This is a genomic window from Bradyrhizobium sp. 186 (assembly GCF_023101685.1).
In the GTDB taxonomy this organism is placed as follows: Bacteria; Pseudomonadota; Alphaproteobacteria; order Rhizobiales; family Xanthobacteraceae; genus Bradyrhizobium.
Genome location: NZ_CP082164.1, coordinates 8,068,684 through 8,080,925, shown reverse-complemented (window position 1 = coordinate 8,080,925; position 12,242 = coordinate 8,068,684). Strand labels below are relative to the sequence as shown.

Annotated in this window: 13 protein-coding genes and 1 pseudogene; 4 read left to right on the top strand and 10 right to left on the bottom strand. The window is 58.8% G+C overall.

Annotation, left to right across the window (positions count from 1 at the left end):
- Positions 1 to 32 precede the first annotated feature (32 nt).
- The gene (locus IVB18_RS38770; RefSeq protein ID WP_247985504.1) at positions 33 to 284 is read right to left on the bottom strand and encodes a hypothetical protein; all 252 of its coding nucleotides are present in this window, start codon (positions 282 to 284) and stop codon (positions 33 to 35) included.
- A gap of 283 nt (positions 285 to 567) precedes the next feature.
- On the opposite strand from IVB18_RS38770, the gene IVB18_RS38765 reads away from it, so the two are divergent.
- On the top strand, positions 568 to 1,527 hold the full coding sequence (locus IVB18_RS38765; RefSeq protein WP_247985503.1) for a heparin lyase I family protein: 960 nt from the start codon (positions 568 to 570) through the stop codon (positions 1,525 to 1,527).
- A 136-nt stretch (positions 1,528 to 1,663) separates the two neighbouring features.
- On the opposite strand, the gene IVB18_RS38760 is transcribed toward IVB18_RS38765, so the two are convergent.
- The 6 genes and pseudogenes from IVB18_RS38760 to rfbA form a co-directional block, all read right to left on the bottom strand.
- A complete protein-coding gene (locus IVB18_RS38760) occupies positions 1,664 to 2,383 on the bottom strand; it encodes a hypothetical protein (RefSeq protein ID WP_247985502.1) in 720 nt (239 codons plus the stop codon).
- A gap of 69 nt (positions 2,384 to 2,452) precedes the next feature.
- The gene (locus IVB18_RS38755) at positions 2,453 to 3,247 is read right to left on the bottom strand and encodes a class I SAM-dependent methyltransferase (protein WP_247985501.1); all 795 of its coding nucleotides are present in this window, start codon (positions 3,245 to 3,247) and stop codon (positions 2,453 to 2,455) included.
- Positions 3,248 to 3,339: 92 nt separating this feature from the next.
- Positions 3,340 to 3,507, bottom strand: a pseudogene (locus tag IVB18_RS38750) (dTDP-glucose 4,6-dehydratase); the annotation flags it as partial.
- Between the two features lie 95 nt (positions 3,508 to 3,602).
- Positions 3,603 to 4,904, bottom strand: a complete 1,302-nt coding sequence (locus tag IVB18_RS38745) for a UDP-glucose/GDP-mannose dehydrogenase family protein (RefSeq protein ID WP_247985500.1) — start codon at positions 4,902 to 4,904, stop codon at positions 3,603 to 3,605.
- Between the two features lie 292 nt (positions 4,905 to 5,196).
- Complete coding sequence (rfbB, locus tag IVB18_RS38740) at positions 5,197 to 6,264, bottom strand: dTDP-glucose 4,6-dehydratase (RefSeq protein ID WP_247985499.1); 1,068 nt, start codon at positions 6,262 to 6,264, stop codon at positions 5,197 to 5,199.
- 19 nt (positions 6,265 to 6,283) lie between these two features.
- The gene (gene rfbA, locus IVB18_RS38735; RefSeq protein WP_247985498.1) at positions 6,284 to 7,159 is read right to left on the bottom strand and encodes a glucose-1-phosphate thymidylyltransferase RfbA; all 876 of its coding nucleotides are present in this window, start codon (positions 7,157 to 7,159) and stop codon (positions 6,284 to 6,286) included.
- A gap of 110 nt (positions 7,160 to 7,269) precedes the next feature.
- On the opposite strand from rfbA, the gene rfbC reads away from it, so the two are divergent.
- Together rfbC and rfbD are read left to right on the top strand one after the other, a co-directional pair.
- Positions 7,270 to 7,821 carry a dTDP-4-dehydrorhamnose 3,5-epimerase gene (rfbC, locus tag IVB18_RS38730; RefSeq protein ID WP_247985497.1) on the top strand — a complete coding sequence of 184 codons (552 nt, stop codon included), beginning with the start codon at positions 7,270 to 7,272 and terminating at the stop codon, positions 7,819 to 7,821.
- Positions 7,821 to 8,729: a dTDP-4-dehydrorhamnose reductase gene (rfbD, locus tag IVB18_RS38725; protein WP_247985496.1), complete on the top strand. Its 909-nt coding sequence runs from the start codon at positions 7,821 to 7,823 to the stop codon at positions 8,727 to 8,729. Before rfbC ends, rfbD begins: the two co-directional genes overlap by 1 nt.
- On the opposite strand, the gene IVB18_RS38720 is transcribed toward rfbD, so the two are convergent.
- The gene (locus tag IVB18_RS38720; protein ID WP_247985495.1) at positions 8,645 to 9,916 is read right to left on the bottom strand and encodes an ERF family protein; all 1,272 of its coding nucleotides are present in this window, start codon (positions 9,914 to 9,916) and stop codon (positions 8,645 to 8,647) included. The genes rfbD and IVB18_RS38720 overlap by 85 nt on opposite strands.
- On the bottom strand, positions 9,900 to 10,730 hold the full coding sequence (locus tag IVB18_RS38715) for a YqaJ viral recombinase family protein (RefSeq protein ID WP_247991835.1): 831 nt from the start codon (positions 10,728 to 10,730) through the stop codon (positions 9,900 to 9,902). Before IVB18_RS38715 ends, IVB18_RS38720 begins: the two co-directional genes overlap by 17 nt.
- On the opposite strand from IVB18_RS38715, the gene IVB18_RS38710 reads away from it, so the two are divergent.
- Positions 10,654 to 11,058: a helix-turn-helix transcriptional regulator gene (locus IVB18_RS38710; protein ID WP_247985494.1), complete on the top strand. Its 405-nt coding sequence runs from the start codon at positions 10,654 to 10,656 to the stop codon at positions 11,056 to 11,058. The genes IVB18_RS38715 and IVB18_RS38710 overlap by 77 nt on opposite strands.
- A gap of 513 nt (positions 11,059 to 11,571) precedes the next feature.
- On the opposite strand, the gene IVB18_RS51750 is transcribed toward IVB18_RS38710, so the two are convergent.
- On the bottom strand, positions 11,572 to 11,988 hold the full coding sequence (locus IVB18_RS51750) for a helix-turn-helix domain-containing protein (protein WP_256477123.1): 417 nt from the start codon (positions 11,986 to 11,988) through the stop codon (positions 11,572 to 11,574).
- Between the last annotated feature and the right edge of the window lie 254 nt (positions 11,989 to 12,242).

Here is a 12,242-nt window from a genome sequence, read left to right as displayed (position 1 = left end):
TTCGGAGCCGGCCGCGCCACTAACTCTCAGGTCTACTGCTTTCTAGCCGCATCCTCTCGTTCGCGAGCCGCCAACATTTGCTTTGCATAAGCGCGCTGGACGCTGATTGCATAACGCTGCAGTTCTTCGCCCTTCAGTTCGCTCTTAGCGACCACTGCGGCTGCCAGTACTGCGCTCGGCATTTCGAAGTCGGATGGGCTTGCCATAATGGTCTGTTCCTTTCTTGGCGGCTCAATCGGCGGCGCAAAACTTGGTCGCCGCTTTCCTTTCTTGAAGAATGACATGCATTGTTCCTAGATCACTTACGGAAGTAACTAGCTTGAAACGGAGCTGATGAACAACTCCTCAGGCGAGGTAACCTTAATTGAACTCGGTGCAGCGAAGGTTTCTCTCGGTTAGAACGGACTCAGTTGAACCGCTGCCTATTCTGTCGGCAAGAGATCCATACCAAGAGATCCCTACTAGGCATGCGACTCCTATTTCTCCTGTCTTCCTTCACGGACTTTCTTCATGGACGTAAATTGACTAGTTTGTGCCACGGCATTTCGGGCTTTGCGTGAAACAGTCATGATATCTACTCCACATCTAATCGCACCGCTGCAAGTCATCATGCGGGGCTTCTTTTCAGTTCTTCTGCTTGGCGTATCGTTCGTCGCGGCAAATGGGCAAGACGCAGATGCACAGCGTTCAGGCTTGATTTCGTCCCTGCGTTTCTCGTTTGCCAATCAAATTGATACCTCGAAATTCTCAACCCGAGATATGTCTAAGCCGTTCTATTTCAGGATAGGTGGGTCTCATAACTTCGGATCTTACCCGTTCACAGTTGATATAGGATCGAGATTCAACGTATGGTTAGATGAGCGGGTACCTCCGGGAAAACGCGCGTCTATCGGCGATAGGTCTCTCGCAATCTCGCTAACCTCAGACCTCGATCAGAATGTAAAGGATAAGATTTTCCTCGACGCAGTACCTCACCAATCCGAACAGCGGACGACTGTGGACGGGTTGGACAATGAGCGGTTCATCAGTTTCGACATGATGCTCGATAGAAACTATCAGAAGCCGCTCTATTGGGTGATCCACTTTCAGGCATTCCAGTGTTGTGCAGGCCATCCGCCCTTTGTCATTCGAGTTGTTCCTGAGCAGACCAACGATCAGTTCGTGACGATGGAATTTGCGATTGCGAACAACGAGACCGAGGCTCGCGCCTTCGGTAAGCACTTGCGAATCGGCATCATCCAACTCGTTCGCGAGCAATGGGTTCACTTCACGTTGAATCTAAAGCCTTCCCCGTGTGGAGATGGAGCGTCTGGCAAGATTGCCGCTTGGGTGGACGGGGCCCAAGCCGTTAACTGGAGTGGATGTTGGGGATTTGTACCTGATCCAGCTTCAGTGACGGAGCGCGGTGAGGTCAGACCGAGCATAGGTTTCGACATAGGAGTCTATCGACGTCGACAACCGACTACCCAAACAATCTACATCGATAACATACTTTACGGCCGAACATTGGATAGCGTTGGGCGCTGATGCACTCCTGTCACTCTATCTCGTGCAATTGTTCTGGGTTAGCGAATCAAGTTAGACGAGCTGCGGTCGTTGGTGAAACGTGTTTACCTCGGCAATTTCGATGTGGGCTCGATCTTTCATTTGAAGGCATTAACTCTTAGCGTCCAGCCAGGAGTTCCTTCCTTCTCTCTAGGTAAATCTGAGACCTTGAGCGCCTAGCGCGTCGAGCATCGCAAAAGACGCGATTGTCAAAGTTGCCGTAGAGTAGTCTCAGCGTGAATTCGGTAAGTAATTCGGCCTCCCGCAAAAACGGCCCGACGGGATGGGAAGCAAAAGGTAGAGGAACTACCGTCGTCCTGGGAAAGGTGCGTCGAAGAAGCTTGGTGTGTCTGGCGTCGGGGTGCGTCGGATCGCTAAGGATGAAAACGTGCACTTCTGGCGTGCCATCCATTTCATCATCGATAAACGCTGTCCGACTCGCGTCAACCTTCCATCGCTGCTCATATGGAGGCTTAGAAGGATCGGGCGTAAACAGCGGCGACACCGCGACCGCTCGTTTTGCGCCAAGCGCACCAGCAAACTTGATCGCGGCGTAAGCTCCCATGCTACATCCATAGGTGACGAGGTGTTGGCTTCCGGCCGCTTCCCGAATTGCTGCCATAGCTCCTTTCATTTCGGGATATTGATACCAGTGATTTCCAGCGGACTTGATATAGAACCCGTCTATTCTATGAAAAGACGCGAAATCTTGGCCCCAGCCCTTTTCGGCGAGATCGGCCGTGTGCGTCTTTCGCTCAGCGAAAGATACCAAGACAATTTCTGAGCCGTAGCTATCGACCCGGTCAACGCGAATGTTGGGCGTTTCGAGAAACGGCATCAATTGGCTAAATCCCAGGGCCAGCTGAGGAGAGGCGAACAGGACGCCCCTGTTGCTGGATAGCAGCTGCTATTCAAAGATCGCAACAAGCTCCTTCGTCGTCAGGACCTCATTATCGTACAGACGTGCCAATCTTGGAGGCGGCGATAAATCTGTTTTTGTTAGATGATGTCTCAATCGCTTCAAGCCGGCTCCCGATGCTCTGCCCATGATGTCCTGAGCCGTCAATCTGTTCAGTTGGAGAAATTGCTGCCACTCCCTAGTCTCCGATGCCAAAAGGTCGCCCGAGACGACGCCTTCCCGGAGTTCATCCAACGTCAACAGAAGATGGTGCCATGGCGATTTGAAGTACTTGTATAGATGGGATCCGTGAGGAGAGAAGTAGAGGGGATTGCAGCAAACGAATAGTATTCCTCTCTCCGCAAGATGGCTCTTCAGCGTGGAAAAGATCTTGATCATCTTGTCTTCTTTGACGTGCTCAAACACGGACCAAGCATATATCAGATCGAACTTCTCATCTGATAGAGCCGTCAAGGACAGGGTGCGATAGCTCACATTGGAAGGAATGCCGCAGCCAATCTGCTTGTTGAGAAGGTTGCTCAGTTGTTGCTCCGGTACAGGCTCGATATCGACTCCAAGTACGCGAGCTTTCGGGTGTCGGAGAGCGAACGAAGCTGCCGGCACGCCTTGACCGCATCCGAAATCAAGAATGCGCGCTTCGTCGAGGTTAACGCGGCTCCCCACCCATTTTCGGACCTGCTGATACTCAAATGTGGCGCGCGCCTTAAAGGCCTGGTCCGTGGCCTTTTCGAGGGATGCCTCAAGAGAAGGCGTTTCGGCTGCATTTGGAAGTTTTTCCAACATTCGATTTCCTATTCTATGGCGATTGGCCCCAGCCGAACGCCTTGGCAGTCGATTAGCTAAAGTGTTTTAAGCAGAAGCCGAGCGCGCTATCACTACTTGCGCCACTTACTCAGCCCCACCCGCTTCGCCTGATACCCCCGCGCCAGGATCGCCTGCCACCACGGCTTCTGGTCGATATACCAGCGCGCCGTCTTCTCGATGCCGCTCTCGAAATTCTCCTCGGCGCACCAGCCGAGCTCGCGCTCCAGCTTTTGGGCGTCGCTATGCGACGTGAAAGCCGATGAAGCCGGCCGCGCCGGTGATCAGAATTGGGTCTCGTTGCATTGCTTCATCCCGGCGTAGCGCGGATTTTAGCTCATCGTCGCCCGATGCTCTCATATTTAAACCCAAGCCCCCGCACATCTTCCGGCCGATAGATATTTCGTAAATCAACGATCACAGGCGTAGCCATGCTGTTCTTAATCCGCTCGAGATCAAGCGCCCGGAACTGGCGCCACTCCGTCACGATGACCAATGCATCCGCGCCACGCGCGCACGTATAGGGGTCCTCGCAATATTCGATACCCGCTAATTCCTTCTTGGCCTGCTCCATGCCGACGGGATCATGCGCCTTTACCTTTGCGCCGAAGTCGAGCAGGCCCGTGATCAGGGGAATAGAGGCGGCTTCGCGCATGTCGTCGGTGTCGGGCTTGAAGGTCAGGCCGAGCACGGCGATCGTCTTGCCGTGGAGGTCGCCCCCGAGCGCGTTGGCCACCTTGCGCGCCATGGCGCGCTTGCGGTTGTCGTTCGCGGTCAGCGTGGCCTCCACGATTCGAAGCTGGATGCCATGATCGAGCGCGGTCTTGGCCAGCGCGCGCGTGTCCTTCGGAAAGCAGGAGCCGCCGTAGCCCGCGCCGGCGTGCAGGAATTTGGTGCCGATGCGATTGTCGAGCCCGATGCCGCGGGCGATCTCCTGCACATTGGCGCCGACCTGTTCGGCGAGGTCGGCCATCTCGTTGATGAAGGTGATCTTGGTCGCCAGGAAAGCGTTGGCGGCATATTTGATCAGTTCGGAGGTGCGCCGGCTCGTGAACATGATCGGCGCCTGGTTGAGGTAAAGCGGGCGATAAACGTCGCCCATCACCTTCTGCGCGCGCTCGTCCTCGGTGCCGACGACGATGCGATCCGGGTGCTGGAAGTCGCGGATCGCCGCACCCTCGCGCAGGAATTCGGGGTTCGACGCGACGGCAAAGTCGGCCGCCGGGTTGGTCTCCCGGATGATCCGCTCGACCTCGTCGCCGGTGCCGACCGGCACGGTTGACTTGGTCACGATCACGGTAAAGCCCTGGAGATGGGCGGCGATCTCGCGCGAGGCGGCGTGCACATAGCTCAGGTCGGCGTGGCCATCGCCGCGACGTGAGGGCGTCCCCACTGCGATGAACACGGCGTCGGCTTCGGCGATGTCGTCGAGGCCGGTCGAGAACTTGAGCCGGCCGCCGTCCATGCCCGTGCGTACGAGCTGGTCGAGATCGGGCTCGAAGATCGGAATTTCACAGCGCTTCAGCGCGGCGATCTTGTCGGCGTCCTTGTCCACGCACGTGACGAAATGGCCGAAATCCGCAAAGCAGGCGCCGGACACCAAACCGACGTAGCCGGAGCCGATCATTACAATTCGCATTGAAAGTCCAATCCACCAATCCTACACGCGAGCGGCCCCCCGGCCGGGGAATCAGCGCCGCGCCTATTGCTTCAATCCCACCCACGTGTCCGGATTCCCGGCCCATCACTGCGATTTGCGCGGATCGCGCCGCGATTGCTCCTTGGGGCTATTTTTGCCCGATGCATCAACCGCATCGCGGAGTTCACCGGGCACCATTCGCAAGATCGTCGTCTACTGTGCATGGGGTTGTTTTCACGATTTTTGATGGGCATGTCGCGACGCGCCGGCCAGCGGGCGCGTTTTAGACCGGTTATTTGCTCAACCCCACCCGCGTGACCTGATACCCCCGCTCCACGATGGCCTGCCACCACGGCTTCTGCTCGGTATACCAGCGCACCGTCTTCTCGATCCCGGTCTCGAAGTTCTCCTCCGCCCGCCAGCCAAGCTCGCGCTCGAGCTTTGAGGCGTCGATGGCGTAGCGGCGGTCGTGGCCGGGGCGATCGGTGACGAAGGAGATCAGGCCGCGGTGCGGACCGTCCGCGGTCGGGGCGAGGTCATCCAGCAGGTCGCAGATCGTCTCCACCACATGCAGGTTGCTGCGCTCGTTGCGGCCGCCGACATTGTAGGTCTCCCCTAGCTGCCCGTGCTCCAGCACCAGGCTCAAGGCGCGGGCGTGGTCCTCGACGAACAGCCAGTCGCGGATGTTCTTGCCGTCGCCATAGACGGGCAGCTTCTCGCCGGCGAGGCCCTTGATGATCATGTGCGGGATCAGCTTCTCCGGGAAGTGATACGGCCCGTAATTGTTGGAGCAGTTGGTCACCAGGGTCGGCAGCTCATAGGTCTCCCGCCAGGCGCGCACCAGGTGGTCGGACGAAGCCTTGCTCGCCGAATAGGGCGAGTTCGGCGCGTAAGGGCTGGTCTCCGTGAACAGGCCGTCGTCGCTGAGCGAGCCGAACACCTCGTCGGTCGAGATGTGCAGGAAGCGGAAGCGCTCGCGCTTCTCGCCGGCGAGCGAGCGCCAGTGGCGCAGCGCCTCCTGGAGGATGGTGAAGGTGCCGACGATGTTGGTCTGGATGAACTCGCCGGGGCCGTCGATCGAGCGGTCGACATGGCTCTCGGCGGCCAGATTCATCACCGCGTCGGGCTGGTACTTCTCGAACAGCTTTCGCAGGCCTGCCCCCTCGCAGATGCACTGCTGCTCGAAGGTGTAGTGCGGGTTGCCTGTCGCGCCCGGCAGCGAGTCGAGATTGGCGGCGTAGGTCAGCTTGTCGATGTTGACGACCCGCGCGTGGGTATCGCGGAGCAGGTGCCGCACCACGGCCGAGCCGATGAAGCCGGCGCCGCCGGTGACGAAGATCGTGGAACCCTTGAAGCGCATGCGTGCCCCCGCCAATGAATCAGCGCGCGAAGGAGCGCGCCACCGATTTCAGATATTCGCCATAGCTGCTCTTGGCAGACTTTTCGGCGACAATCTCGAATTGCTGCAGCGAAATATAACCTTGCCGAAGCGCAATCTCCTCGGGGCAGGCGATGCGCAGGCCCTGGCGCTGCTCCAGGATCTGCACGAAGTGGCTGGCCTCCACCAATGAGGCGTGGGTGCCGGTGTCGAGCCATGCAAAACCGCGGCCAAGCACCTCGACAAAAAGGTCGCCGCGCTCGAGATAGGCGTTGTTGACGGATGTGATCTCGATCTCGCCGCGCGCCGACGGCTTTACGTTGGCGGCGATGTCCAGCACGTCGTTGTCGTAGAAATAGAGCCCGGTCACCGCAACGTTGGATTTCGGCTGCTTCGGCTTCTCCTCGATCGACAGCGCGCGGCCGGTCGCGTCCAGCTCGACAACACCATATTGCTCGGGTTCGTTGACGACATAGCCAAACACCGTCGCGCCTTTCTTGCGGAACGAGGCGCTCGACAGCATGCTCGGCAGGCCGTGGCCGTAGAAGATGTTGTCGCCCAGGATCAGCGCGACCGAATCGGTGCCGACAAACTCCCGCCCGACGATGAAGGCGTCCGCGAGCCCACGCGGGGTCTCCTGGGTCGCATACTCAAATCGCAGGCCGATGCCCGAGCCGTCGCCAAGCAACCGCTGGAATAGCGGCTTGTCCTGCGGAGTCGAGATGATGAGGATGTCCCGGATTCCCGCCAACATCAGCGTCGACAGCGGGTAGTAGATCATCGGCTTGTCGAACACCGGCAGCAGCTGCTTCGATACCACCGTGGTCACCGGATAAAGGCGCGAGCCCGTACCGCCGGCGAGAATGATCCCCTTCATAGCCCCTCACAAAATTTACTATTCGGAAAGTAGCAGATAGCGTGCACTGCACAAGTTTGTTATCAATCTAGGGTAAACCGTAGAACGCCAGGAATATTTAGGCGCTGAATATGAATGTTATTGCGACCGAGCTTCCGGAAGTCCTGATTATCGAGCCAAAATTATTCGGGGACCAGCGGGGTTTCTTTTTGGAAACCTACCAGTTTCAACGTTACGTAGAAGCGGGCATACATCGTCCTTTCGTTCAGGACAACATGTCCCGCTCGGCCCGCGGCGTGCTGCGTGGGCTGCATCTGCAAAATCCGGGCACCCAGGGCAAGCTGGTCAGTGCGCTGCGCGGCAGCGTGCTCGACGTCGCGGTCGACGTCCGGGTCGGCAGCCCGAATTTTGGGCGGCATGTTGCCGTTGAATTGAGCGAAGAGAACCGCCAGCTGTGGGTGCCCCGCGGCTTCGCCCATGGCTTTGTCGTCCTCTCCGAAACGGCCGATTTCTTCTACAAATGCGATGACATCTACAGCCCGAAGGACGAGGTCTCCATCCGCTGGAATGACCCCGCAATCGGGATCAAATGGGGCGTCGAAAGCCCATCGCTTTCGGCAAAGGACGCGGCTGCTCCGCTGCTCGCCGACGTCAAGAACCTTCCGATTTACGGGCAAGTCTGATGCGGATCCTCTTGACCGGAACTGCAGGCCAGGTGGGTGGTGCACTGCTGCCCCTGCTGCGAGACCAGCATACCGTCCTTGCGCCGCCGCTTGAGGAGTTCGACTTGTCGAAGCCAGACACTCTGGCCAGCAAGCTCGATGCGTTCAAGCCCGATCTCATCATCAACCCCGCGGCCTATACCGCCGTCGACAAGGCCGAAGACGAGGCTGCACTCGCCTTCGTGATCAACGGTGACGCGCCGGCCGCTCTCGCCCGTTGGGCCGCAGCACACGGTGTGCCGATGGTCCATTTCTCGACGGATTATGTGTTCGACGGCAGCGACGGTCGCTTGTGGCGCGAGGACGATCCAACGGGCCCGCTCTCGGTCTACGGCCGCAGCAAGCTTGCAGGCGAGACCGCGGTTCGCAGCGCAGGTGGAGCGCATCTGGTGGTGCGAACCGCCTGGGTCTACGCCGCGCAAGGCGCGAATTTCATGCGCACCATTATCCGTCTCGCCAAGGAGCGCGAGTCGCTGCGGGTGGTCTCGGATCAGCTCGGAACGCCGACCACCGCGCACACGATTGCGTCTACGCTTGTTCAGATCTTGCGGAAAGGCGAGGCAGACTTGGACGCGGTCTTCGCCCAGGCAAAGGGGCTCATCCACCTGACCAATTCCGGTTCGACCAGTTGGCACGGCTTTGCCAGCGCGATTGTGGAGGGTCTGCGGTCCCGGGGCGCGGCCCTGAAGGCAGCCGAGGTGGTCCCGATCGTCACTAAGGACTACCCAACCAAGGCTACTCGTCCAGCCAACTCCCACCTGGACCTGACTCGACTTAAGGTTGCTTACGGCATAGTGCCATCTGCCTGGGAGGACGCGCTCGCTGCGGAACTCGACGCATTTTTGGAGCTCGAGCCAACGACTGGGTGAGTGTGTGAACTGGGTGGAGGGTGAGCTGTCGCGCCGCCTAACCCATCCTCGCTATTGATGCCGCGGATAGGACTTGCCCTCCACAATTCGTTGGCGATGGGCAAAGGTGCAATTTGCACGTTGGCCCACCAAGCCCTTTCATTGCCATGGCGATGCAACTCCTGATGATGCGGGCGGCAAAGAGGAACAGTGAACTCGTCGCTCACCTTCCGGCCTAAAGCCCTCGCTTGGGCAAATTTCAGGTGGTGCGCGTCGGTGGGGCTTTGCTTGCAAACAAGACAGGGCTGGCTCCGGACGAATAACAGGTGCTCCTTGCTTCTCTTCCGAGGAAGCTCTTTGGGAAAGGCAACGCCGCCGGTCTCTATGCCCGTGTTGAAGGGATGTTCGTGCTCCGCCTGGCCATCGGCGCGAGCCGCCAAGTGAGGCGTGCTGACTACCTTCTGCTCCAGATCAGCAGCCACCGCTTCCGCGACAGCATCGGTTTGCGAGGAGGCGACCGCGTCGAGTCTCTTCTGGTAGGCGACTTCGATGATTCTTGCGTCCGCCTCCACGAGGGTATTCTTCAGAGGTAGACTGACCCTCGCCCAGCCCAACAGGCCCTCGCTGCCCATCAGGCTCTCCAATTCTTGAAGGAGCCGTGCTCGAAGTTCGGCAGATGCTTCGGGCTGCAGCATCGAGACGCGGTTCAGGATGACCCTATTGGGCTTTCCTTTCGCGACAGGGACCGGTTGGGGTTCGCGGCTCGGTGCAGATCCGGCCACTACATCCGGCGCGTCCAGGTCGTCCTCTCCGGTAATCCCAACAAGGGCAAAGAGGGCGTAGCGTCGAGCATAGGTCAGTGCCGCCCCCATTCGATGCGGCGCCTCGACATCCTTACTGGCGCAGACCGGTAGGTCAGATGAGATCCATTCCCCCGACGAATGAGCAAGGAGGGTCGTAAGGTGGATCTGCCCCGTGTTGACCTCAGTGCGGGTCGTCTGCACCGTAGCAATCTCCTGCTGGCTTAGCGTCTTGCGGACGATATCCAGCCCACTGGCAAGCGAAGCGTACCGGAAGGTCCGGTCCTCCTCCCTGGGAAAGGGCGAGCGGATCGTGGCGGTAAGGGTTTTCTCAGGATTGGTCAGCTCTGCCTGCGCCTTGGCCAGGGCTGCGGCAATTGCTCCAATGCGCTCACTGGACCGGTGCATGAACGACCTCCATGGAAAGGGCTTCGAAGCTAATGGCGCCCGATTTTGAGCGCTTGGCCTTGAGGCCGTGGCCGGTTGCTTCCTTCGCGTCCTCAGGCACGAGCTTCTTCAGTTCAGCCTTTGCGAGTTCGTGATCTCCGTGTGCAGCCCGGGTGCGGAGGTACGTCGCCGCAAGGTCAGCCCAGGAGTTGGATGAGCCCATATCGACGACCTTGTTGGCTTCGAGCCGCGGACGGGGCGTCTCGATACCAAACAGGTGAGGTGGCTCGCCGGTCTGGACGCACCGCCAGAACTTCTTCTCGGCAGTCAAAAGCAGATGCTGATAGAGCGGGTCGGCATGGACCGTGATCTCAACCCACTTGCCGCCGCCTGTGATGATGGAGAGCACAGCCGAGCGCGCCGCGATCACCCACATGTTGTGTTGAAGCTGGGCCATATGTTTGCCGGCCGCTGCCTCCTCGGAAAAATTCCAGGGCAGCATGAACTTGGCTTCGAATACAGCTCCGGTCTGCTCAACGCGGCCGTCAAGTGTTGCGCCCATCCATTTGTGAATGGGGTGCCGGACCTTTCGCTGGACGTCTTCGACCCTGTGGCCGCTGTTGCGCTCGTACCAGGTCCGGTTGAGGTCCTCGGTGATGCTGCCGAGCTGGACGATCAGTTCTTGGCTTAGGTCCTGAGGTGCGAGCTCGCCGCGCTTCTCGCGCCATAGCCGGATGAGCCTGTCCTGGTCGTCTCCCATGATGATCCGGGCGTCGGATCCGCCGATAAAGGACTTTCGCTCCGAAGCAAAATTCTGGGGCTTTTGGTTAAGAATCACGGCACTTTCCTTTCTTGAATGTCATCAACATAAAATGTTGATTAAGCCACCCGAAAAGGACTGTCAACATAAAATGTTGAAACCCATGTCTCCCTCTCAATGCCGCGCTGCCCGGGCCCTGTTGGACATGACGCAACCCCAGTTGGCGGCTTCCGCGAAAGTCGGTCTCTCAACTGTGGTCGATTTCGAGCGAGACCGTCGTGCCGTTTCGGAGGAGGCTGTGAGCAAGATGCAGCAAGCGCTGGAACTGGCTGGGATTGTGCTGATTCCTGAAAACGGTGGAGGAGCTGGGGTTCGCATTCGAAACCAAGAAGGGCGTTCATAAATCGTACTTGGACGCTATGCGGGTGATCAGGACACTTTGAGAAGCACTCAGTGCGTAGCGAGGAGCAGGGTATCGCGTTCATTGATGCCAACGGAGGCCGCCCTGAGGAGAGTTTTCGCCTGCGGCGTCGTCGATGAAGCGCTTGAGCCCCTGACAGGGCGAGAGCGCATAGCGAATGGCATCGTCGAGTTTGATCCACTGGCTGATGAAGGCCTGCTTGGTAAAACCTAGCCAAGTCTCGAGGCCATGGGCCAGCAGCCGGCTTTTCTACTGCCGCACGACACGAAGCGGCGTACCTCAGGGCTCGGGCCGCAGATATTCTTCCCGATCGCGCAGAACGGGGCGATGTGCTTCAGCGGGGTTCGTAAATGTTGCGCCATGTGCACCCAGCAGAATGCGAGCTCGACCTCGCCTCGCCAACTTTGGATTGCTGTTCTGGAAAATTTGATCGCTAACAGAACTGGAAGCAGGTCGTCCTGAACCTCCATCGCCGCTACGCCTTGGAAAAAGCACTCAGGGAGACCAACAAGCAGTACTCGGCCTTGGCATCTCGGTGTTCATCGTCCATTGCCGCTGAAGCAAGGTCGATACTGTCCGCCTCAAGAACGGACGGCAAGCCAGCTTGCAAAGCTTGGGGCGCCCGCGCCCGATCCCACGCGGCCTGATCGGACCCCGCAGCCCGATAGCGCTCTGGCCCCCGCCATTGCGCTGGACTTCACGGCTGACGGTTGATGGAGATCGTCCCAGGTGGCGCGCGATCGACCGCAACGAGCAGCGCATGCTGAGCCATCGAGAGATCTCCTCTCGTTCAGTCAGGCTGAGCGCCTGTTTGGCACGGTGCCTATCTGGAGGACGAATTCCGCCGGTCGGCGAGATCACGGAGAAGACCGACGAGGACTGCCGGTCAAATCGGCGTCCGATCGAGCTCATCGGCTCGCCGGCCTGCCAGCGATCCCAGATTTCGGATCGCTGGGCTGCCGAGTAATAAATGCGACTTCGCCGTTTCATGTCCACACTCCATCTTTGCTAAAAGATTAGAGTGTTGCGCTGACCAATTGAGCCCGCCGCCAATAGGCGAGATCGCGCGTGCACCCCTCTGGACAGTTTTCTGAGTGAAGACCTTGCGTTCACGCGCAAAGGTCAAAGTGAACACGACTTTTCTTGTTGGCGAACGCTACGGCCGC

Excerpts from the sequence above, each read along its gene's own strand:
- IVB18_RS38710 (WP_247985494.1), top strand. The coding sequence starts at position 10,654 with ATGATGATCCGGGCGTCGGATCCGCCGATAAAGGACTTTCGCTCCGAA.
- rfbA (WP_247985498.1), bottom strand. The coding sequence starts at position 7,159 with ATGAAGGGGATCATTCTCGCCGGCGGTACGGGCTCGCGCCTTTATCCG.
- IVB18_RS51750 (WP_256477123.1), bottom strand. The coding sequence starts at position 11,988 with ATGAGCTCGATCGGACGCCGATTTGACCGGCAGTCCTCGTCGGTCTTC.
- rfbD (WP_247985496.1), top strand. The coding sequence starts at position 7,821 with ATGCGGATCCTCTTGACCGGAACTGCAGGCCAGGTGGGTGGTGCACTG.
- IVB18_RS38765 (WP_247985503.1), top strand. The coding sequence starts at position 568 with ATGATATCTACTCCACATCTAATCGCACCGCTGCAAGTCATCATGCGG.
- IVB18_RS38760 (WP_247985502.1), bottom strand. The coding sequence starts at position 2,383 with ATGCCGTTTCTCGAAACGCCCAACATTCGCGTTGACCGGGTCGATAGC.
- IVB18_RS38770 (WP_247985504.1), bottom strand. The coding sequence starts at position 284 with ATGTCATTCTTCAAGAAAGGAAAGCGGCGACCAAGTTTTGCGCCGCCG.
- IVB18_RS38720 (WP_247985495.1), bottom strand. The coding sequence starts at position 9,916 with ATGCACCGGTCCAGTGAGCGCATTGGAGCAATTGCCGCAGCCCTGGCC.
- IVB18_RS38755 (WP_247985501.1), bottom strand. The coding sequence starts at position 3,247 with ATGTTGGAAAAACTTCCAAATGCAGCCGAAACGCCTTCTCTTGAGGCA.
- rfbB (WP_247985499.1), bottom strand. The coding sequence starts at position 6,264 with ATGCGCTTCAAGGGTTCCACGATCTTCGTCACCGGCGGCGCCGGCTTC.
- IVB18_RS38745 (WP_247985500.1), bottom strand. The coding sequence starts at position 4,904 with ATGCGAATTGTAATGATCGGCTCCGGCTACGTCGGTTTGGTGTCCGGC.
- rfbC (WP_247985497.1), top strand. The coding sequence starts at position 7,270 with ATGAATGTTATTGCGACCGAGCTTCCGGAAGTCCTGATTATCGAGCCA.